At 56.2% G+C, this 20,582-nt stretch carries 18 protein-coding genes; 15 read left to right on the top strand and 3 right to left on the bottom strand.

The annotated features are described in order from the left end of the window. Positions 1-8: 8 nt before the first annotated feature. On the bottom strand, positions 9-3,254 hold the full coding sequence (rne, locus tag FHW74_RS19160) for a ribonuclease E (RefSeq protein ID WP_183171935.1): 3,246 nt from the start codon (positions 3,252-3,254) through the stop codon (positions 9-11). A 571-nt stretch (positions 3,255-3,825) separates the two neighbouring features. On the opposite strand from rne, the gene rluC reads away from it, so the two are divergent. After that, entirely contained in the window at positions 3,826-4,779 is a 954-nt protein-coding gene (gene rluC / locus FHW74_RS19165) for a 23S rRNA pseudouridine(955/2504/2580) synthase RluC (RefSeq protein ID WP_183171974.1), read from the top strand. Between the two features lie 36 nt (positions 4,780-4,815). Here the strand turns inward: rluC and FHW74_RS19170 are convergent, their stop codons facing one another. Next, positions 4,816-5,397, bottom strand: coding sequence for a nucleoside triphosphate pyrophosphatase (locus FHW74_RS19170; protein WP_183171936.1), 582 nt, complete (start codon positions 5,395-5,397; stop codon positions 4,816-4,818). A gap of 140 nt (positions 5,398-5,537) precedes the next feature. On the opposite strand from FHW74_RS19170, the gene yceD reads away from it, so the two are divergent. The 14 genes from yceD to ptsG all read left to right on the top strand — a co-directional run bounded on the left by yceD (position 5,538) and on the right by ptsG (position 18,053). Then, a complete protein-coding gene (gene yceD / locus FHW74_RS19175) occupies positions 5,538-6,059 on the top strand; it encodes a 23S rRNA accumulation protein YceD (protein WP_125292109.1) in 522 nt (173 codons plus the stop codon). A gap of 50 nt (positions 6,060-6,109) precedes the next feature. Next, complete coding sequence (gene rpmF, locus FHW74_RS19180; RefSeq protein WP_002435125.1) at positions 6,110-6,283, top strand: 50S ribosomal protein L32; 174 nt, start codon at positions 6,110-6,112, stop codon at positions 6,281-6,283. A gap of 73 nt (positions 6,284-6,356) precedes the next feature. Then, positions 6,357-7,454, top strand: a complete 1,098-nt coding sequence (gene plsX / locus FHW74_RS19185) for a phosphate acyltransferase PlsX (RefSeq protein ID WP_183171937.1) — start codon at positions 6,357-6,359, stop codon at positions 7,452-7,454. 6 nt (positions 7,455-7,460) lie between these two features. Further along, entirely contained in the window at positions 7,461-8,414 is a 954-nt protein-coding gene (locus FHW74_RS19190; protein WP_183171938.1) for a beta-ketoacyl-ACP synthase III, read from the top strand. Positions 8,415-8,432: 18 nt separating this feature from the next. Further along, complete coding sequence (gene fabD, locus FHW74_RS19195; protein ID WP_183171939.1) at positions 8,433-9,362, top strand: ACP S-malonyltransferase; 930 nt, start codon at positions 8,433-8,435, stop codon at positions 9,360-9,362. Between the two features lie 13 nt (positions 9,363-9,375). Next, the gene (fabG, locus tag FHW74_RS19200; RefSeq protein ID WP_125292105.1) at positions 9,376-10,110 is read left to right on the top strand and encodes a 3-oxoacyl-ACP reductase FabG; all 735 of its coding nucleotides are present in this window, start codon (positions 9,376-9,378) and stop codon (positions 10,108-10,110) included. A gap of 274 nt (positions 10,111-10,384) precedes the next feature. Further along, a complete protein-coding gene (gene acpP, locus FHW74_RS19205) occupies positions 10,385-10,621 on the top strand; it encodes an acyl carrier protein (RefSeq protein WP_000103754.1) in 237 nt (78 codons plus the stop codon). An 83-nt stretch (positions 10,622-10,704) separates the two neighbouring features. After that, positions 10,705-11,946 (top strand): beta-ketoacyl-ACP synthase II, encoded by a 1,242-nt coding sequence (gene fabF / locus FHW74_RS19210; RefSeq protein ID WP_183171940.1) that lies wholly within the window; start codon positions 10,705-10,707, stop codon positions 11,944-11,946. A 105-nt stretch (positions 11,947-12,051) separates the two neighbouring features. Beyond that, on the top strand, positions 12,052-12,858 hold the full coding sequence (gene pabC, locus FHW74_RS19215; RefSeq protein WP_183171941.1) for an aminodeoxychorismate lyase: 807 nt from the start codon (positions 12,052-12,054) through the stop codon (positions 12,856-12,858). A gap of 4 nt (positions 12,859-12,862) precedes the next feature. Continuing rightward, positions 12,863-13,897, top strand: coding sequence for a cell division protein YceG (gene yceG, locus FHW74_RS19220; protein ID WP_183171942.1), 1,035 nt, complete (start codon positions 12,863-12,865; stop codon positions 13,895-13,897). Further along, positions 13,875-14,510 (top strand): dTMP kinase, encoded by a 636-nt coding sequence (gene tmk, locus FHW74_RS19225; RefSeq protein ID WP_183171943.1) that lies wholly within the window; start codon positions 13,875-13,877, stop codon positions 14,508-14,510. The genes yceG and tmk overlap by 23 nt, the downstream gene beginning before the upstream one ends. Further along, complete coding sequence (gene holB, locus FHW74_RS19230; RefSeq protein WP_183171944.1) at positions 14,510-15,517, top strand: DNA polymerase III subunit delta'; 1,008 nt, start codon at positions 14,510-14,512, stop codon at positions 15,515-15,517. The genes tmk and holB overlap by 1 nt, the downstream gene beginning before the upstream one ends. 8 nt (positions 15,518-15,525) lie before the next feature. Beyond that, a complete protein-coding gene (locus FHW74_RS19235; protein ID WP_183171945.1) occupies positions 15,526-16,314 on the top strand; it encodes a metal-dependent hydrolase in 789 nt (262 codons plus the stop codon). Positions 16,315-16,619: 305 nt separating this feature from the next. Further along, complete coding sequence (gene ptsG, locus FHW74_RS19240; RefSeq protein WP_183171946.1) at positions 16,620-18,053, top strand: PTS glucose transporter subunit IIBC; 1,434 nt, start codon at positions 16,620-16,622, stop codon at positions 18,051-18,053. A gap of 104 nt (positions 18,054-18,157) precedes the next feature. On the opposite strand, the gene fhuE is transcribed toward ptsG, so the two are convergent. After that, positions 18,158-20,332 carry a ferric-rhodotorulic acid/ferric-coprogen receptor FhuE gene (fhuE, locus tag FHW74_RS19245; RefSeq protein WP_183171947.1) on the bottom strand — a complete coding sequence of 725 codons (2,175 nt, stop codon included), beginning with the start codon at positions 20,330-20,332 and terminating at the stop codon, positions 18,158-18,160. Between the last annotated feature and the right edge of the window lie 250 nt (positions 20,333-20,582).

Below are 20,582 nucleotides of genomic sequence, written 5' to 3' on the forward strand. Positions count from 1 at the left end.
CGGGGAGATTACTCAGCCTGACCCGGACGGGTGGCTGGCGCGGTAGCCTGGTGGCTGGCGCTGTGGCCGCCAGCTGAACCTTTGCCGCTAAAGGCAAATGGCTCACGCACCCAGTTGCTGTGACGCGGCGCTTCCGGTACGTATTCCGGAGCCGGAGCACGTGTCATCGGCGCGCTGGCAACCGGTTTGGCGGCAGCGGGCTGGGCTTCAGGTTGCAGCTCAGCTTGTACAGGCGCAGCGGCTTTCACCGGCGCTTCCACTTTTACCGGCGCTTCCACTTTCACCGGTTCAACAACCGGTTTGGCAACGTCGGCTTCCGGCGTCTCAACGATGGCGGGCTGCGGCTGTTCAGCTTCGCGCACAGCAGGTTGTTCCTGCGGCGCATCGGCGATGCTTTCTTCGGCAACCGGTTCAACCACCGTGGCTTCCTGAGCGGCTTCCAGTACGGCTTCAGCAGCGGGCACAGAGTCTACCGGTTTGGCTTCTTCAGCAACCTGCTCAGCAACCACTTCATCCTGCGGCGCGATAATTTCCGGCTGGGCATCTACCGGGGCGGCAATCACTTCCGGATGGGTCGTTTCAACCGGTGCGGCTTCGGCGACCTCGGTTACCACGGGCGCAATCTGGATCGCCTGCTGTTCCACCGGTGCTTCAACCGGCTGTTCCTGTTGTTCAACCAGCGGCGCTTGCGCGACCGGGTAGCGGATCCAGACTTTGCCGGACGCCATTTCCGGCGAAGCGCATGCCACGGCCAACGGCATCGGCGATGCGGTTGGGTAACGCTCATCACGATAACGGCGGCGGCGCTGACCGCTCACGCGCAGATGACGCGGTGAACGACGGGAGCGGCGCGGCATACCGTTGGCGTCAGCGCGGTTTTCAGCGCTTTCTTCCTGCTCGGCTGTTTCGTTTTCTACCACGGCAGGCAGCGGGATGGTTGCCAGTTCGGTACGCTGTACCGGCGCGGCTTCCTGCTGTTCAACGTCGACAATGGCTTCGGACTCAACCACTGTGTCATTGAAGCGCACTTTCTGGCTCAACTGGCGCTGTTTACGGCGCGGCATCACCTGGACGCGTTCTTCCTGCTCGGCATCCTGCTCCGGGCGCTCTTCGCGGTTCAGCGCTTTAACGTCCTGCTGCGCCTGGCGCTTGTCTTCAGAACGGCGGCGGCTGCGTTCACGACGCGGCTGCTGCTCGTCACGACCTTTGGTCTGTTCGGTCTCATCAACGGTAACGTCACGGACTTCACGCGCTTCAGCGGTCTGCTGCTGGGCCTGACGGCGGTTGCGGCGGTTCTCGTCGCGCGGCTCACGTGGCTCACGCGGTTCGCGAGGTTCACGCGGCTCACGGCCTTCACGATTATCGCGGCTGTCGCGTCCCTGGCGATCGTTGCGATCGCGGCGGTTGTTCTGGCGACGGTTATTACGACGATCGCCACGCTGTTTCTCTTCACTTGCTTCTTTCTTCGGCTCTTCCGCAACCGGGGCTGGAGCGGCTGGCTCACCGGCGAACAGCGATTTCAGCGCGCTGATAAAGCGGCTGAACAGGCCCGGCTGGGATGCCTGAGGCGCGACAGGCTGCGGCGCGACCTGCACTTTCGCCGGGGCTTCCTGAACGGCTTTTGTCTCTGGCGGCGCAGGCGGGATATCCGGCATCGCGAAGGTGGCTAACGCCGGCTCTTCCGGACGTTTGCGTTCGGCTGGCTCGTCATCGGACGGCATGGCCATCGCTTCTTCATGCAGCTTCGGCAGCATGTAGCTCAGCGTCTTGGTCTCTTCCCCTTTACGCACGCGCAGCACGGAGTAATGCGGGGTTTCCATCTGGTCGTTCGGCACGATTACCGCGCGCACGCCGCCCTGACGGTTTTCAATGGCGGTGATGGCGTCGCGTTTTTCGTTCAGCAGATAAGAAGCGATCGGTACCGGAACGATGGCGTGAACTTCTTTGGTGTTCTCTTTCAGCGCTTCTTCTTCAATCAGACGCAGAATCGACAGGGACAGCGATTCATTGTCACGAATGGTGCCGGTGCCGCTACAGCGCGGGCAGACGTGATGGCTGGATTCACCCAGAGACGGGCTCAGGCGCTGGCGCGACATCTCCAGCAGGCCGAAGCGTGAAATATGGGAAATCTGGATACGCGCGCGGTCCTGTCGAACGGCTTCGCGCAGACGGTTTTCCACCGCGCGCTGGTGGCGCACCGGGGTCATATCGATAAAGTCGATAACGATCAGGCCGCCAAGGTCGCGCAGGCGCAGCTGACGGGCGATCTCATCCGCCGCTTCCAGGTTGGTGTTAAAGGCCGTTTCTTCGATATCGCCGCCGCGGGTCGCGCGGGCGGAGTTGATGTCGATAGCGGTCAGCGCTTCGGTGCTGTCGATAACGATAGAACCGCCTGACGGCAGGCGCACTTCGCGCTGGAATGCCGATTCAATTTGCGATTCGATCTGATAGTGGCTGAACAGCGGGATTTCACCGGTGTACAGTTTGATTTTGCTGCTGAAATCCGGACGGCCCAGCGCGGAGATGTGCTGGCGAGCCAGCTCAAGCACTTTCGGGTTATCGATCAGGATTTCGCCGATGTCCTGGCGCAGATAGTCGCGGAAGGCGCGCACAATCACGTTGCTTTCCTGATGGATCAGGAAAGGAGCAGGGCGGCTTTCAGCGGCTTTCTTGATGGCTTCCCAGTGTTTCAGACGGAAGCTTAAGTCCCATTGCAGCGCTTCGGCAGATTTGCCCACGCCTGCGGTACGCACGATAAGGCCCATGCCGTCCGGTAGTTCGAGACTGGCCAGCGCTTCTTTCAGTTCGGTACGGTCGTCACCTTCGATACGGCGAGAAATGCCGCCCGCGCGCGGGTTATTCGGCATCAGAACCAGATAGCTGCCCGCCAGACTAATGAAAGTGGTCAGGGCCGCGCCTTTGTTGCCGCGCTCTTCTTTGTCGATCTGAACGATAACTTCCTGGCCTTCGCGCAGCACATCTTTGATGTTCGGGCGGCCATGAGAAGCATAGTTAGCAGGGAAGTATTCGCGGGCGATTTCTTTAAGAGGGAGGAAACCGTGTCTTTCAGCGCCGTAATCAACAAATGCAGCTTCAAGACTGGGTTCAATGCGGGTGATTTTGCCTTTGTAGATGTTTGCTTTTTTCTGTTCGTGCCCTGGGCTTTCAATGTCCAGGTCGTACAGGCGTTGCCCATCCACAAGGGCGACACGCAACTCTTCTTGCTGAGTCGCGTTAATTAACATTCTTTTCATCGTAACTTACTCATTATTCTTACATTGACGACTAAGCTGCGGGCAAGATATCGCCTTTCCGGGTATGAACCGATGGCCTCGTGACTATTCACGTCGCCAACCTCACGGTTGTCGCTCGCTTAAGAGGCGCAGAGTGTCGGTAGCCTGTATTTCATCTGGAAATACAGCGCAATTATCAGGGGAACTGCCTGGGATGTTTCGCCAGAGAAGCTTCCATTTTACCGGTAAGGACTGCAACCCGCAGCCCGCTAACTGCCTGAAGGTTCAATACGTCTTACGCCATTGCTGCGTGGATGAACGGACAGGCAAAACTGGTAATTCCGCAAAGTTCCTTGTCTTAACAAGTTTTAACACGGAAAACTACAGCATTATTCCATTGCTAAGCTTGTTATAGCAAGATGACTTTTGCCATTTATCACCCGGTTACTCACAGTTTCTTAACCACAAATTACCGATTGTTGTTATATCCACCAATCCGGTGATTCATAAGCTGCCTGAATCCGAGTGACAGTAAGTATAAGCATATAAAAATGAGTGGCGCTAATGAATGTCGATAATTAGAATCGCCACCATGAAAACTGAGACCCCAGCCGTAAAAATCGTTGCCATTACCGCTGATGAAGCGGGGCAGCGTATCGATAACTTTTTGCGCACCCAATTAAAGGGTGTGCCTAAGAGCATGATTTATCGCATCCTGCGCAAAGGCGAGGTGCGGGTAAATAAAAAACGTATCAAACCTGAATACAAACTCGAAGATGGGGATGAAGTGCGTATCCCGCCGGTTCGCGTCGCCGAGCGCGAAGAGCAGGCAGTCTCTCCGCATCTGCAAAAAGTCTCCGCGCTCACCGAGGCGATTTTGTATGAAGATGATCATATCCTGGTGCTGAATAAGCCCTCCGGCACCGCCGTGCACGGCGGCAGCGGGCTGAGCTTCGGGGTGATTGAAGGCCTGCGCGCCCTGCGCCCGGAAGCCCGTTTCCTGGAACTGGTCCACCGTCTTGACCGCGATACCTCCGGCATCCTGTTGGTGGCAAAAAAGCGTTCGGCGCTGCGTTCGCTGCATGAACAGTTGCGCGGCAAAGAGATGCAAAAGGATTACCTGGCGCTGGTGCGCGGGCAGTGGCAGTCGCATGTCAAAGTGGTGCAGGCGCCGCTGTTGAAGAACATTCTGCAAAGCGGCGAGCGCATCGTGCGGGTGAACAGTGAAGGCAAACCATCGGAAACGCGCTTTAAAGTAGAGGAGCGCTATGCGTTCGCCACGCTGGTGCGCTGTAGCCCGGTAACGGGACGCACCCACCAGATCCGCGTGCATACCCTGCATGCCGGGCATCCCATCGCCTTTGACGATCGTTACGGCGACCGTGAATTTGATAAACAGCTGGCGGATACCGGCCTCAGCCGCCTGTTTCTGCATGCGGCGGCGCTGAAATTCCAGCACCCCAATACTGGCGAGACGATGCGCGTTGAAGCGCCGCTGGACGATGAGCTAAAACGTTGTCTGAGCGTGTTGCGCAACGGCAAATAACAGTAATAGCCCGGTGTGATACCGGGCTTTTTTACGTTAGCGCAGCGGATTTACCCCTTCATTACGCAGCATCTGGCCCAGCGCGATCAACGGCAGGCCAACCAGCGTATTCGGATCGCGCCCGCTTAAGCGTTCAAAAAGCGTTATGCCGAGCCCTTCGCTTTTAAAGCTGCCCGCGCAATAAAGCGGCTGTTCCTTTTTTACATAGCCAGCGATCTCGTCGGCGCTGAGATGACGGAAGTGCACATCAAACGGCTCGCATTCGGTTTGCAACTGCCCGTTGGCGGAGTTATATAGCGCCAGACCGGTATAGAAGGTAACGACGTGACCGCTGGCTTTGGTCAACTGCCAACGCGCGTTTTCTTCGGTCAACGGCTTGCCGGTGATGTTGCCGTCCAGCACGCAAACCTGATCGGAGCCGATGATCAAATGATTCGGAAAACGGCCCGCCAGCGACTGCGCTTTCTGTTGCGCCAGACGCACCACCAGATGGCGGGCCTCTTCGTTCGCTAACGGCGTCTCATCGCAGTCCGGCGCGGCGGTAATAAACGGCAGGCCCAGTTTTTCAAGCAGGCTCTGGCGGAAGGGGGAAGTGGAAGCGAGTACCAGTTGGGTCATTTTTTTCTGCCATAATTCGCGAATCTGATTATGACATCTTAAACTGTGGACAATGCTGTGTGTGATTTATTAGCAAATGGCATGTTGATACCGCCTTTTCCTTTGACTCTATGACATTACGACGTTAATATGCGCGCCCTATGCAAAAGGTAAAATTACCCCTGACTCTCGATCCGGTTCGTACCGCTCAAAAGCGCCTTGATTATCATGGCGTGTATACCCCTGAACAGGTGGAGCGCGTCGCTGAATCAGTTGTCAGTGTGGACAGCGATGTGGAATGCTCCATGCGCTTCGCCATCGATAACCAACGTCTCGCCGTGTTAACCGGCGATGCGAAGGTGACGGTGACGTTGTCATGTCAGCGTTGCGGGAATCCGTTCTCCCATCAGGTCCACACAACGTATTGTTTTAGTCCGGTTCGTTCAGACGAACAGGCTGAAGCACTCCCGGAAGCGTATGAGCCGATTGAGGTTAACGAATTCGGTGAAATCGATCTGCTGGCGGTTGTCGAAGATGAAATCATCATCGCGCTGCCGGTGGTTCCGGTGCATGATCATGAACACTGTGAAGTGTCCGAAGCGGACATGGTATTTGGTGAACTGCCTGAAGAAGCGCAAAAGCCAAATCCGTTTGCCGTATTAGCCAGCTTAAAGCGTAAGTAATTGGTCTTCCCCGCGCAAACGGGGTAAACCGTAATTGAGGAGTAAGGTCCATGGCCGTACAACAGAATAAACCAACCCGTTCCAAACGTGGCATGCGTCGCTCTCACGATGCACTGACCGCTGTAACCAGCCTGTCTGTTGACAAGACTTCTGGTGAAACCCACCTGCGTCACCACATCACTGCCGACGGTTACTACCGCGGCCGCAAGGTTATCGCTAAGTAATCACGCGCAAGCGTGATTAAACTTAGCGTCGTTTCCCCGTTTATGCGGGGATATAACGTCGCCCGGCGATACCTTGACACGTCTAACCCTTGCGTTAGATGCCATGGGTGGGGACTTTGGTCCCTCCGTGACAGTGCCTGCAGCCTTGCAGGCACTGAATTCTAATTCGCAACTGAATCTCCTTTTAGTCGGCGATCCCGACGTCATTACTCCATTACTCGCCAAAGCTGATTTTGAACAACGCTCGCGTTTGCAGATCGTTGCGTCCCAGTCGGTTATCGCCAGTGATGTCAGGCCGTCTCAGGCGGTACGCAATAGCCGCGGCTCCTCCATGCGCATGGCGCTGGAACTGGTTAAAGAGGGGCGGGCGCAGGCCTGCGTCAGCGCCGGCAATACCGGCGCGCTGATGGGGCTGGCCAAGCTGCTGCTCAAACCGATTGACGGGATTGAGCGCCCGGCGCTGATGACGGTGTTGCCGCATCAGCAAAAAGGCAAAACCGTGGTGCTGGATTTAGGCGCTAACGTGGCCTGCGATAGCACGATGCTGGTGCAGTTCGCCATTATGGGTTCGGTGATGGCCGAAGAGGTGCTCGGCATTACGACGCCGCGCGTGGCGTTGCTGAATATCGGCGAAGAAGAAACCAAAGGCCTCGACAGTATTCGTGACGCGGCGGCATTGTTAAAAAACCTGCCGTCGCTGAATTATATTGGCTATCTTGAAGCCAATGAATTGTTAACCGGCAAAACGGATGTGCTGGTGTGTGATGGTTTTGTAGGCAATGTCACACTCAAAACCATGGAGGGCGTTGTACGAATGTTCCTTTCTCTGCTGAAATCGCAGGGAGAAGGGAAAAAACGGTCGTGGTGGTGGCGTTTATTAAAGCACTGGTTACAAAAAAGCCTCTCAAGGCGATTCAGTCACCTCAACCCCGACCAGTATAATGGCGCCTGTCTGTTAGGATTGCGCGGCACCGTGATCAAGAGTCACGGCGCGGCCAATCAGCGCGCGTTTAGTGTGGCGATTGAACAGGCAGTGCAGGCGGTGCAGCGGCAGGTTCCTCAACGGATAGCCGCTCGCCTGGAATGTTTATATCCCGCAGGTTTCGAATTGCAGGACGGCGACAACGCCCCGGCAATACCACCGGCGGGTATATTACCCAAGAGTGACTGAGCGTACATGTATACGAAGATTATTGGCACAGGCAGCTATCTGCCTGAGCACGTGCGGACTAACGCCGATCTTGAAAAAATTGTGGAAACGACTGACGAGTGGATTGTCACCCGCACAGGCATTCGTGAGCGTCGTATCGCCGGTCCTGACGAGACTGTTGATTCCATGGGCTATCAGGCCGCGCTGCGCGCCATTGAGATGGCCGGTATCGATAAAGAACAAATTGGTATGGTTGTGGTGGCCACAACCTCCGCGACCCACGCATTCCCGAGCGCTGCGTGCCAGATTCAGGGCATGCTGGGCATTAAAGGCTGCCCGGCGTTTGATGTCGCTGCGGCCTGCGCGGGCTTCACTTATGCGCTGAGCATTGCCGATCAGTATGTGAAATCCGGCGCGGTGCAGTATGCGCTGGTGATCGGCTCCGACGTGCTGGCTCGTACGCTTGATCCAGAGGATCGCGGTACTCTTATTCTGTTTGGCGACGGCGCGGGCGCCGTGGTGCTGAGCGCATCGAAAGAGCCGGGCATTATCTCCACCCACTTGCATGCCGACGGCAGCTACGGTGAGTTGCTGACGCTGCCGAACCACGATCGCGTGGTGCCGGAAAACCCAATCTATTTAACCATGTCCGGTAACGAGGTGTTTAAAGTTGCCGTGACTGAGCTTGCGCATATCGTTGATGAAACGCTGGCTGCGAATCAGCTCGACCGCTCCTCGCTGGACTGGCTGGTGCCCCACCAGGCGAACCTGCGCATTATCAGCGCAACCGCCAAAAAACTCGGCATGTCGATGGATAATGTGGTGGTGACCCTGGATCGCCACGGCAATACCTCCGCCGCGTCCGTGCCCAGTGCGCTGGATGAAGCGGTGCGCGATGGCCGCATCAAGCCTGGCCACTTAGTGCTGCTTGAGGCCTTTGGCGGCGGCTTTACCTGGGGCTCGGCGCTGGTTCGTTTCTGATAAACAAGGATTAAAAACATGACGCAATTTGCATTTGTGTTTCCGGGACAGGGCTCCCAGGCCGTAGGTATGCTGGCGGATGTCGCCGCGCAGTATCCCATCGTTGAAGAGACCTTTGCCGAGGCTTCTGCGGTTTTAGGTTACGATCTCTGGGCGCTGGTTCAGCAAGGGCCTGCGGAAGAGTTAAACAAGACCTGGCAAACCCAGCCGGCGCTGTTGACCGCGTCGGTCGCGTTGTACCGCGTATGGCAGCAGGAAGGCGGTAAAGCGCCGGCAATGATGGCGGGCCATAGCCTTGGCGAATACTCCGCGCTGGTGTGCGCGGGCGTTATCGCGTTCAGCGACGCGGTCCGTCTGGTGGAGCTGCGCGGTAAACTGATGCAGGACGCGGTGCCGGAAGGTACGGGCGCCATGTCGGCGATTATCGGTCTGGATGATGAGTCCATTGCCAAAGCCTGCGAAGAGTCGGCGCAGGGCCAGGTGGTATCGCCAGTCAATTACAACTCGCCGGGCCAGGTGGTGATCGCCGGCCATAAAGAGGCGGTTGAGCGTGCGGGCGCAGCCTGTAAAGCCGCGGGCGCTAAACGCGCGTTGCCGCTGCCGGTGAGCGTGCCGTCGCACTGCGCGCTGATGAAGCCTGCCGCAGAGAAACTGGCGGTAGAGCTGCAGAACATCACTTTCAACGCCCCGTCGATCCCGGTGGTGAATAACGTGGATGTGGCCTGCGCCACCGATCCGGATGAGATCCGCAATGCGTTGGTGCGCCAGCTTTACAGCCCGGTGCAGTGGACCAAAAGCGTTGAGCTTATGGCTTCCCGTGATATCACCCATCTTTACGAAGTTGGTCCAGGCAAAGTCTTGACCGGCCTGACTAAACGCATCGTGGACAGCTTAACCGCCTCTGCGATCAACGAGCCGGCAAGCCTGGCCGCAGCACTCGAGCAATAAGACGAGGAATACCATGAGTTTTGAAGGAAAAGTCGCGCTGGTTACCGGCGCGAGCCGCGGCATCGGCCGCGCAATTGCTGAAACCCTTGCAGCGCGCGGCGCGAAAGTTATTGGCACCGCCACCAGCGAAAGCGGCGCGCAGGCGATCAGCGACTATCTGGGTGCTAACGGTAAAGGTCTGATGCTTAACGTGACCGACCCGGCATCTATCGAATCCGTACTGGAAAATATTCGCAGCGAATTTGGTGAAGTGGATATTCTGGTCAATAATGCCGGTATCACTCGCGATAATTTGCTGATGCGCATGAAAGAAGAAGAGTGGAGCGATATCCTCGAAACCAATCTTTCATCGGTTTTCCGTCTGTCAAAAGCAGTAATGCGCGCTATGATGAAAAAACGTCATGGGCGTATTATTACTATCGGTTCTGTGGTTGGTACCATGGGAAATGCGGGTCAGGCCAACTACGCTGCGGCGAAAGCGGGTCTTATCGGCTTTAGTAAATCGCTGGCGCGCGAAGTAGCGTCTCGCGGTATTACAGTGAACGTTGTTGCTCCGGGCTTTATTGAAACGGACATGACGCGTGCGCTATCTGACGATCAGCGTGCGGGTATCCTGGCGCAGGTTCCTGCGGGTCGCTTAGGCGATGCGAAGGAAATCGCCAGTGCGGTTGCATTCTTAGCTTCTGATGAAGCGGGTTACATCTCTGGTGAAACTCTGCACGTCAACGGCGGGATGTATATGGTTTAACCATGTTTATCCTTTTCGCTATCTGAGACAGGAAAAGCCGCTGAACAGATCCTCGCCTGACAGTTTATTCTGTAAGCAAGAATGTTCAGAGATGGCTTAAAACCTGCCGTCTGAATGGGGAAGGGGATAAAATTATTTGCGTTATTAGGGCGAATGCCCGCAAAATAGCGTAAAATCGTGGTACGACCTGCCGGGATTTAGTTGCAACTTTTTCAACATTTTATACACTACGAAAACCATCGCGAAAGCGAGTTTTGATAGGAAATTTAAGAGTATGAGCACTATCGAAGAACGCGTTAAGAAAATTATCGGCGAACAGCTGGGCGTTAAGCAGGAAGAAGTAACCAACAATGCTTCTTTCGTTGAAGACTTGGGCGCTGATTCTCTTGACACCGTTGAGCTGGTAATGGCTCTGGAAGAAGAGTTTGATACTGAGATTCCGGACGAAGAAGCTGAGAAAATCACTACTGTTCAGGCTGCCATTGATTACATCAACGGTCACCAGGCGTAAGTGAACATCTCCAGGCGGTCACTCGACCGCCTGAGTTTTTTTATCCCACGAATCCCTTTTTTATCCCTCCCTGGAGGACAAACGTGTCTAAGCGTCGTGTAGTTGTGACCGGACTGGGCATGTTGTCTCCTGTCGGCAATACCGTAGAGTCTACCTGGAAAGCTCTCCTTGCCGGTCAGAGTGGCATCAGCCTGATCGACCATTTCGATACTAGCGCCTATGCAACGAAATTTGCTGGCTTAGTAAAGGATTTTAACTGTGATGACATCATCTCGCGTAAAGATCAACGCAAGATGGATGCCTTCATTCAATATGGAGTTGTTGCCGGTATTCAGGCCATGCAGGATTCTGGTCTGGAAGTGACGGAAGAAAACGCAACCCGATTCGGTGCCGCTATCGGTTCCGGGATCGGCGGCTTAGGTCTTATCGAAGAAAACCACACCTCGCTGGTGGCCGGTGGCCCGCGTAAGATCAGCCCGTTCTTCGTCCCGTCTACTATCGTTAACATGGTGGCAGGTCATTTGACTATCATGTTCGGCCTGCGTGGACCGAGCATCTCTATCGCCACGGCCTGTACTTCTGGCGTTCACAATATCGGTCATGCGGCGCGCATGATTGCTTATGGTGATGCGGACGCAATGCTTGCGGGCGGTGCTGAAAAAGCCAGTACCCCGCTGGGCGTGGGTGGTTTTGGTGCCGCTCGTGCACTGTCCACTCGTAACGACAATCCACAAGCGGCAAGTCGTCCGTGGGATAAAGAGCGCGATGGTTTTGTACTGGGTGATGGCGCGGGCATTATCGTGCTGGAAGAGTACGAACACGCGAAGAAACGCGGCGCGAAAATTTATTGCGAAGTTGTCGGTTTCGGGATGAGCAGCGACGCATATCATATGACGTCACCGCCGGACAACGGCGCGGGCGCGGCGCTGGCGATGGCAAATGCCCTGCGCGACGCAGGCATCGAAGCGGGCCAGGTTGGCTACGTCAACGCACACGGCACCTCGACCCCTGCGGGCGACGTGGCGGAAGCGCAGGCGGTGAAATCGGTATTCGGTGATGCAGCGCATCGCGTGATGGTCAGTTCCACCAAATCGATGACCGGTCACCTGTTGGGCGCGGCGGGTGCGGTAGAGTCCATTTTCTCTATCCTGGCGCTGCGCGATCAGGCGATCCCGCCGACCATCAACCTGGATAACCCGGATGAAGGTTGCGACCTGGATTTCGTTCCGCACGAAGCGCGCCAGGTTTCCGGTATGGATTACGCCCTGTGTAACTCCTTCGGCTTCGGCGGCACCAACGGTTCGTTGATCTTCAAAAAGATCTAACCGATTCTTTTTAAAGGCCCCTCTGCGGGCCTTTTCATCAGACTTCTCCTCTTGCCCCTCGCTTTACATCCTGCGACACTAGCGCGCTATCGGTAAGGAGCCCTCATGTTCTTAATCAATGGCACATGGCAACATACGCTGGCGGCTAACGATCGGGCGATCCAGTTTGGCGACGGGTGTTTTACCACGGCGCGGGTGATCGACGGTCAAATTCAGCTTTTTGACGCGCATTTGCAACGGCTGGCGCAGGCATGCGACCGGTTGAGCATCGCTTTTCCTGACGCCGCCGTGCTCGGCGAAGAGATGCGCACTATTGCCCAGTCGCAGCAACAGGCGGTTCTCAAGGTCATCATTAGCCGTGGCGCGGGCGGGCGAGGGTACAGCGCCGCAGGGTGCGATTCGCCGACTCGTTTGCTGTCGATTGCGCCTTATCCGGTGTGGTATACCCAGTGGCGGGAGCAGGGCATTACCTTAACCCAAAGCCCGGTGCCGCTTGGGCGCAATCCGTTTCTGGCGGGCATCAAGCACCTTAACCGGCTGGAACAGGTGTTAATCCGGCGTCATCTGGAACAGACGGACGCCCAGGAAGCGCTGGTGCTGGATAGTGAAGGCTGGCTGACAGAATGCTGTGCCGCAAACCTGTTCTGGCGCAAAGGGCAGCGCGTGTATACGCCGAAGCTCGACCAGGCGGGCGTTAACGGGTTAATGCGCCAGCATATCCTGCGCCAGCTTGAGCACAGTTCCTGGCAGGTGGAAGAGGTGCGTGCCTTACTGAGCGATCTGGCAACGGCGGATGAGGTGTTTATCTGCAATGCGCTCATGCCCATTGTCCCGGTGAATCAAGCCATGCACACGCGCTACGCTTCCCGCGAGCTTTACCACTTTTTAGCCCCTCTTTGTGAGCCGAATTGAACCAATGAAGAAAATGCTGCGTTTTGTTTTGCTGATTGTTGTTGGGTTGGCGATTGCCGCAGGCGTTGGCTACTGGAAAGTCCGCCAACTGGCGGACAGCCGTCTGCTCGTCAAGCAAGAAACCATTTTTACCCTGAAAGCGGGCACGGGCCGACTGGCGCTGGGTAACCAACTCTCCGACGAAAAAATCATTAACCGGCCCCGGGTGTTCCAGTGGCTGCTGAAAGTGGAGCCCGAGCTGTCGCATTTTAAAGCCGGCACTTATCGTTTTACGCCGGATATGACCGTGCGCGACATGCTCAAACTGCTGGAAAGCGGTAAAGAAGCGCAGTTCCCGCTGCGGTTTGTGGAAGGCACCCGCCTGAGCGACTGGCTCGCCAGGCTGCGTGAAGCGCCTTATATCAAGCACACCCTGAAAGATGATGAATACGCAACGGTTGCTGAAGCGCTCGGGTTCGACAGCGCCAAATCCATCGAAGGCTGGTTCTACCCGGATACCTGGCTGTATACCGCCAATACCACCGATGTGGCTTTGCTAAAGCGCGCGCATCTGCGTATGGTAAAGGCCGTTGATAAAGCCTGGGATGAGAAAGCGGCGGGGTTACCGTATCAGGATAAAGAGCAGTTGCTGACCATGGCCTCGATTATTGAGAAAGAGACCGCGGTCGCCAGTGAACGTCCTGAAGTCGCTTCGGTGTTCGTGAACCGCCTGCGGATCGGCATGCGCCTGCAAACCGATCCCACCGTGATTTACGGGATGGGCAAAGACTATGAAGGCAATCTGACCCGTAAAGCGCTGGATACCCCCACGCCGTACAACACCTATGTGATTAACGGCCTACCGCCGGGGCCAATCGCCATTCCAGGTGAAGCTTCATTGATGGCCGCGGCGAAGCCGGCAAAAACGCCTTATCTTTATTTTGTCGCCGACGGCGATGGCGGCCATACGTTTAATACCAACCTCGCGGACCATAACAAGTCGGTGCAGGATTATTTGAAAGTCATGAAGGAAAAAGATGGGCAAGTACATTGTCATTGAAGGCTTAGAGGGAGCAGGCAAGACCACGGCGCGCAATGTGGTGGTGGAGACGCTGTCGTCGTTGGGTATTGAAGATATGGTCTTTACCCGCGAACCCGGCGGCACCATTCTGGCGGAAAAACTGCGCAGCCTGGTGCTGGATATTAAATCCGTAGGCGACGAAGTGATTACCGATAAAGCAGAAGTGCTGATGTTTTACGCGGCGCGCGTTCAGCTGGTGGAGACCGTGATCAAACCGGCGCTGGCGCGCGGCGCGTGGGTCATCGGCGATCGTCACGACCTGTCGACCCAGGCCTATCAGGGTGGCGGTCGCGGCATCGATGCGCATCTTCTCAGCACCTTACGCCAGACCGTATTAGGCGATTTCGCCCCGGACCTGACATTGTATCTGGACGTCGATCCGATAATCGGCCTTAAGCGCGCCCGCGCCCGTGGCGATCTGGACCGCATCGAGCAAGAGTCGTTTGATTTCTTTCATCGCACCCGCGCCCGCTATCTTGAACTGGCGGCGTCGGACAGCCGTATCTACACCATCGACGCGACACAACCGCTCGAGGCGGTAACGCAGGCGATTCGCGAAACGGTTACGTGCTGGGTTAAGGGGCAGGCGTAATGAAATGGTACCCATGGCTGCGTCCTGCCTATGAGCAACTGGTGGCGAACCATCAGGCTGGCCGTGGTCACCATGCGTTACTCGTTCACGCCCTGCCGGGCATGGGCGACGACTCGCTGATTTATGCGCTTGGCCGCTGGTTGATGTGCCAGCAGCCGGACGGGCAGAAAAGCTGTGGTCAATGCCGCGCCTGCCAGCTGATGCAGGCCCAGACGCATCCCGATTATTATCTTATTGAACCCGAGAAAGGCAAAGCGACGCTGGGCATTGACGCGATCCGCGAAGTGACCGAAAAGCTTTACGATCGCGCCCGGCTGGGCGGTGCGAAAGTGGTGTGGATCAAAGATGCCGCGCAACTGACGGAAGCCGCCGCCAATGCCCTGCTGAAAACCCTTGAAGAGCCGCCGGAAAAAACCTGGTTTATGCTGGGCTGCCGCGCGCCGGAGCGCTTGCCCGCGACGCTGCGTAGCCGCTGTTTATACTGGCACCTGTCACCGCCGGACGATCGCTGGGCCGAAGCCTGGCTGGCGCGTGAAACCGATGCGCCCCAGGCGCAGCGTATTGCCGCCTTGCGGTTAAGCGGCGGCGCGCCTGCGGCGGCGCTGGAACTGTTGCAAACCAGCGGTTGGTCGCAGCGCCCGGTACTGGCTGAGCGTCTGGAACAGGCCATTACTGCACGCGATGCGCTGACGCTGCTGCCCGATCTGCATCACGACGACGCGGCGATGCGCCTGCACTGGCTGGCGGCGCTGCTGCTGGACGCCATTAAGTGCCAGCAGGGGGCAGGGGATTACATCACTCACGTTGATTTAACCGCCCACAGCCAGCGGCTGGCGACGCTGCTGCCCGCAGACCGGTTGCAGTCGATGCTCAATCTGCTGCTGCCGTGCCGCGAACAGCTAATCTCGGTCGCCGGGCTTAACCGCGAACTGATGCTCACTGAACTACTCTTAAACTGGGAACAGGTTTGGCGCACTGGCGCACCGCTCCCGTATTCCCCTCTCTGAGAGACACTATGTTTTTAGTTGATTCCCACTGCCACCTTGACGGGCTGGACTACAAGACGCTGCATGCCAGCGTAGACGATGTACTGGAAAAAGCCGCCGCGCGCGACGTGAAGTTTTGCCTGGCGGTAGCGACCACGTTGTCGGGTTACCGGGCAATGCGCGAACTGATTGGCGAGCGTGATAACGTGGCGTACTCCTGCGGCGTTCATCCGCTGAATCAGGATGAAGCCTGGGACGTCGAGCAACTGCGCGAGCTGGCAGCGGACCCACGCGTGGTCGCCATGGGCGAAACCGGCCTCGACTATTACTACACCCCGGAAACCAAACCTCAGCAGCAAGAGTCGTTTCGCAACCATCTGCGCATTGGCTGCGAGCTGAATAAACCGGTGATCGTCCACACCCGCGACGCCCGTGAAGACACGCTGGCGATCCTGCGCGAGGAAAACGTGACGGAATGCGGTGGCGTACTACACTGTTTTACTGAGGACAAGGAAACGGCAGCGAAGCTTCTCGATATGGGAATGTATATCTCGTTTTCCGGTATCGTGACGTTTCGTAATGCAGAGCAACTGCGCGACGCCGCGCGATACGTACCGCTCGACCGTTTGTTGATCGAAACGGACTCCCCCTGGCTGACGCCAGTGCCTCATCGCGGCAAAGAGAACCAGCCAGCGTTAGTGAGAGATGTCGCTGAGTACATGGCTGTGCTGAAAGGGGTTTCCGTTGAGGAACTGGCGCGTATCACTACGCGTAATTTCTCCGAACTCTTCCATCTCGACCTCTCCCACCTCGCCTGATCTGCAGGCTCTCGCAGTTATTTTAAAGCTCGTAATTAATATTTAAAGCGAGTAAAGTTCACCGCCTGAAAAAGGGCGGTGACGCAGTGTTTCGACACATTCAGACATCTTTTGTGTAAAGATATGCAAGTTTTTGGAATGCGTTTTGCTGAAACGTGATAGCTGTCAAACAATGTTGAGCCTATTTATTTTACTCTGCGTAATAAATAAAGGGCACTTAGATGCCCTGTTTATGGCCTGTCTCTCCCCACAGGCTGATGCGTTAAACGCGTAAAAAGCACTAATACTCAGGAGCACTCTCAATTATGTTTAAGAATGCATTTGCTAACCTGCAAAAGGTGGGTAAATCGCTGATGCTGCCGGTATCCGTACTCCCGATCGCAGGTATCCTGCTGGGCGTCGGTTCCGCAAACTTCAGCTGGCTGCCAGCGGTGGTTTCCCATGTGATGGCAGAAGCGGGCGGGTCAGTTTTCGCCAACATGCCGCTGATTTTCGCCATTGGTGTCGCGCTTGGCTTTACCAATAACGATGGCGTTTCCGCTCTCGCCGCTGTGGTGGCTTACGGCATCATGGTGAAAACCATGGCTGTGGTTGCGCCGCTGGTTCTGCATCTTCCGCCGGAAGAGATCGCTGCTAAACACCTGGCTGATACCGGTGTGCTTGGCGGGATCATCTCGGGTGCGATTGCAGCCTACATGTTCAACCGTTTCTACCGCATCAAGCTTCCTGAGTATCTGGGCTTCTTCGCCGGTAAGCGTTTCGTACCGATCATCTCTGGTCTGGCTGCGATCTTCACGGGCGTTATCCTGTCCTTTATTTGGCCGCCGATTGGCTCCGCTATTCAGACCTTCTCTCAGTGGGCTGCATATCAGAACCCGGTAGTGGCGTTTGGTATCTATGGCTTTATCGAGCGCTGCCTGGTGCCGTTCGGTCTGCACCATATCTGGAACGTTCCTTTCCAGATGCAGATTGGCGAATACACCAACGCCGCAGGCCAGGTGTTCCACGGTGATATCCCGCGTTACATGGCAGGCGACCCGACTGCGGGCATGCTGTCTGGCGGCTTCCTGTTCAAAATGTACGGTCTGCCTGCTGCCGCGATTGCCATCTGGCACTCCGCTAAGCCGGAAAACCGCGCTAAAGTCGGCGGTATCATGATCTCCGCTGCGCTGACCTCGTTCCTGACCGGTATCACCGAGCCGATCGAGTTCTCCTTTATGTTTGTTGCGCCGATCCTGTACGTCATCCACGCGATTCTGGCAGGCCTGGCATTCCCGATCTGTATCCTGCTGGGTATGCGTGACGGTACTTCGTTCTCTCACGGCCTGATCGACTTCATCGTTCTGTCCGGTAACAGCAGCAAACTGTGGCTGTTCCCGATTGTGGGCGCAGGCTACGCAGTGGTTTACTACACCATCTTCCGTGTGCTGATCAAAGCGCTGGACCTGAAAACCCCGGGTCGTGAAGATGCTACCGAAGACAGCAAAGCCGCTGGCACCAGCGAAATGGCACCGGCTCTGGTTGCAGCGTTCGGCGGTAAAGAAAACATCACTAACCTGGATGCATGCATCACCCGTCTGCGCGTTAGCGTGGCTGACGTGGCGAAAGTCGACCAGCCTGGCCTGAAAAAACTCGGTGCTGCGGGCGTGGTTGTTGCAGGTTCCGGCGTTCAGGCGATTTTCGGTACTAAATCCGATAACCTGAAAACTGAAATGGATGATTACATCCGTAACAGCTAAGCGTTGTTCGGGGAGACTGAGGGAGCCGTAAGGCTCCCTTTTTTATTGCCTGCGATTTGGCGGAGGAAAAAGCGGGGCGCGTTAACGTCCCCGGTTGAGAAAGGTTAGAAGCTGTAGTTTGCGGTGACAGAGAAGTTACGCGGCGCGCCGTAGATATAGGATTGCTCGATATTGGTATCGTATTCCTTATCAAACAGGTTGTTCAGGTTCGCCTGGATGGCGAAGTTTTTGTTTACCTGGTAGCGGCCAAACAGATCCACCAGCGCGTAGCTGCCCTGCTCAGCGCGGAAGGTGCCATACGGCGTGGCAACGTTCTGGTAAACGCGGTTCTGCCAGTTCACGCCGCCGCCGACGGTCAGCTGTTGCAGCATCGGCAGGTTGTAGCTGGTGAACAGTTTCACAGTCGTACGCGGCAGGTTCGGGTTAAACGCATTGCCGTCACGATCTTCCGCAACATAGCGCGTCGCGCCGACGGTCATCTGCCAGTAGTCGGTGATTGCGCCATTCACTTCAAACTCTACGCCTTTGCTCACGGTGCCATCGGCTTCGGCATAAGCGCTTTCACCCGCGCTGCCTGGGATCACCTGACCTGTGGTCACGCCAAGGTTATCCTGCTCGATGCGGAACACCGCCAGCGAGGTAGTCAGACGGCTGTCCATCCAGTCAGATTTCACGCCCAGCTCGTAGTTATTGCCGGTGATAGGCGACAGGTATTTACCATTGATGTCGCGTACGGTTTGCGGCTGGAACACAGAGGTGTAGCTGGCGTAGGTTGACCAGTTTTCGTTGATATCGAAGACCAGACCCGCATAGGGGGTGGTGTTGTTTTTCTCGATATTCTGGGTCAGGGTGTCACTGCTCCACTTGGTGTAGCGCGCGCCGACAATCAGGTGCAGCGGATCGGCCAGCGAGATACGGGTTGCGGTATAAGCCGATTTGATATGGATTTTATCATCCTGGGCCACTGCCAGGTCGCCCCACTGGGTTTCCGGGAAGTTGCCGTTGTAGTCATAGTAGCTGCCCAGATCGTCCGGACCGATGTTAGCCCAGCTGTTCAGATAGCGGTTATGCTGTTTGCTGTAGTTCGCGCCGACCATTAACTGATGTTGACGCCCCAACAGCTCATACGGCCCACTGGCGTACAGATCCAGCGCATCCACTTTACGCTTGCCGGTGTTATAGCCAGTCCCACCCACTACCGGATAGCTCGCGCCATAGTAGCTTTCCATCATGCCGGTGGATTTATCCACCAGGCCATCCAGATACAGCGCCTTACTGTCGAGATTCATTTCGGTGTGGGTGGCGTTAAGGGTCAGTTCCCAGTTGTTCTCGAAACGCTGCTTCAGGGTCGCGAACACTTTGTTGAAGTCTTTATCGTTGTAAGCCCAGTTAGGCGCGGTGCTGTCGTGTTTGTTATGGCCCACCAGGCTACCGTCGGTATACCAGCGCGGCAGGCCGCCCCAGGTCTGGCTATCGACGTTGATGTCCTGATATTCATAGCCTACGGAGAAGCTGGTCATCGCGGTTAAATCAACGTCCAGCACGCCGTAGAAGAATTTCTTCTCATTGTTATAACGATCCAGCCAGCTGTCGTTGTTCTGGTATCCCGCGATCATGCGGCCACGAATTCTGCCATCATCGGTCAGCGGCGACTGCACATCGGCAACGTAGCGCTGTTTATCCCAACTGCCGTACTCTGCCGATACATTGCCTGTAAACTCCCGGCTGTCGGCGTGTTTACGCACCATGTTTACCGCAGCGGAGGGGTTGCCCGGCCCGGTCATTAAACCGGTGGCGCCGCGCACGATTTCCACACGCTCAAGCAGCGCGGTGTCGGACAGGGCATCGCCCAGGTTCCAGCGGGTTTCGAAGAAGGTGGGAATGCCGTCCACCATATAGTTATCGATCAGGAAGCCGCGCGAGTAATAGGAAACACGATCGGAGTCGGCAACCGATGCGCTAATGCCGGTGGTATTGGATAACACATCGCCCAGCGATTGCAGCTGCTGATCCTGCATCCGCTGTTTGCTAACCACGCTGACAGACTGCGGGATATCGCGCTGCACCAGCAGCATTTTTGTCCCGGCTGCGGTGGTTTTAACACTGTAGTCCTGGCTCTCTTCAGCCGGGCCGCTATCTGCGGAAGCCTCAACCAGCACGGTATCTTCAGACTGCGGCGCAGCCAACGCGGTACTCACCGGCAGGGCGGCGCAAATGCACATCGCCAGTAACGAGCGGTGCGGAAGAGCATTTTTCCTGGTATGACAAACTAACGGCATGATTAATCCTTAATAAAAGACGCAAAAATTGCCGCCCGGCCCGGTTGGCTCCTGGACGGGGAGCAGAGTGTGTTGTGATAAAAAATTTAGGGATACGAATAGAAATGAGAACTATATTCATTTGCGGTATTGCTGTAAACAAATGTAAGAAAGGATTTGAAACGGAATTCCGGAAATGGGGATAACCCTCGCCAGGTGGTTATCAGCAGAGGGCGGGTCTACAGTGAATAGGTCTGTTCACAGCGAGAGA

Source organism: Atlantibacter sp. RC6 (assembly GCF_014193285.1).
GTDB lineage: Bacteria > Pseudomonadota > Gammaproteobacteria > Enterobacterales > Enterobacteriaceae > Atlantibacter.

Excerpts from the sequence above, each read along its gene's own strand:
- rne (WP_183171935.1), bottom strand. The coding sequence starts at position 3,254 with ATGAAAAGAATGTTAATTAACGCGACTCAGCAAGAAGAGTTGCGTGTC.
- rluC (WP_183171974.1), top strand. The coding sequence starts at position 3,826 with ATGAAAACTGAGACCCCAGCCGTAAAAATCGTTGCCATTACCGCTGAT.
- FHW74_RS19170 (WP_183171936.1), bottom strand. The coding sequence starts at position 5,397 with ATGACCCAACTGGTACTCGCTTCCACTTCCCCCTTCCGCCAGAGCCTG.
- yceD (WP_125292109.1), top strand. The coding sequence starts at position 5,538 with ATGCAAAAGGTAAAATTACCCCTGACTCTCGATCCGGTTCGTACCGCT.
- rpmF (WP_002435125.1), top strand. The coding sequence starts at position 6,110 with ATGGCCGTACAACAGAATAAACCAACCCGTTCCAAACGTGGCATGCGT.
- FHW74_RS19190 (WP_183171938.1), top strand. The coding sequence starts at position 7,461 with ATGTATACGAAGATTATTGGCACAGGCAGCTATCTGCCTGAGCACGTG.
- fabD (WP_183171939.1), top strand. The coding sequence starts at position 8,433 with ATGACGCAATTTGCATTTGTGTTTCCGGGACAGGGCTCCCAGGCCGTA.
- fabG (WP_125292105.1), top strand. The coding sequence starts at position 9,376 with ATGAGTTTTGAAGGAAAAGTCGCGCTGGTTACCGGCGCGAGCCGCGGC.
- acpP (WP_000103754.1), top strand. The coding sequence starts at position 10,385 with ATGAGCACTATCGAAGAACGCGTTAAGAAAATTATCGGCGAACAGCTG.
- pabC (WP_183171941.1), top strand. The coding sequence starts at position 12,052 with ATGTTCTTAATCAATGGCACATGGCAACATACGCTGGCGGCTAACGAT.
- yceG (WP_183171942.1), top strand. The coding sequence starts at position 12,863 with ATGAAGAAAATGCTGCGTTTTGTTTTGCTGATTGTTGTTGGGTTGGCG.
- tmk (WP_183171943.1), top strand. The coding sequence starts at position 13,875 with ATGGGCAAGTACATTGTCATTGAAGGCTTAGAGGGAGCAGGCAAGACC.
- holB (WP_183171944.1), top strand. The coding sequence starts at position 14,510 with ATGAAATGGTACCCATGGCTGCGTCCTGCCTATGAGCAACTGGTGGCG.
- FHW74_RS19235 (WP_183171945.1), top strand. The coding sequence starts at position 15,526 with ATGTTTTTAGTTGATTCCCACTGCCACCTTGACGGGCTGGACTACAAG.
- ptsG (WP_183171946.1), top strand. The coding sequence starts at position 16,620 with ATGTTTAAGAATGCATTTGCTAACCTGCAAAAGGTGGGTAAATCGCTG.
- fhuE (WP_183171947.1), bottom strand. The coding sequence starts at position 20,332 with ATGCCGTTAGTTTGTCATACCAGGAAAAATGCTCTTCCGCACCGCTCG.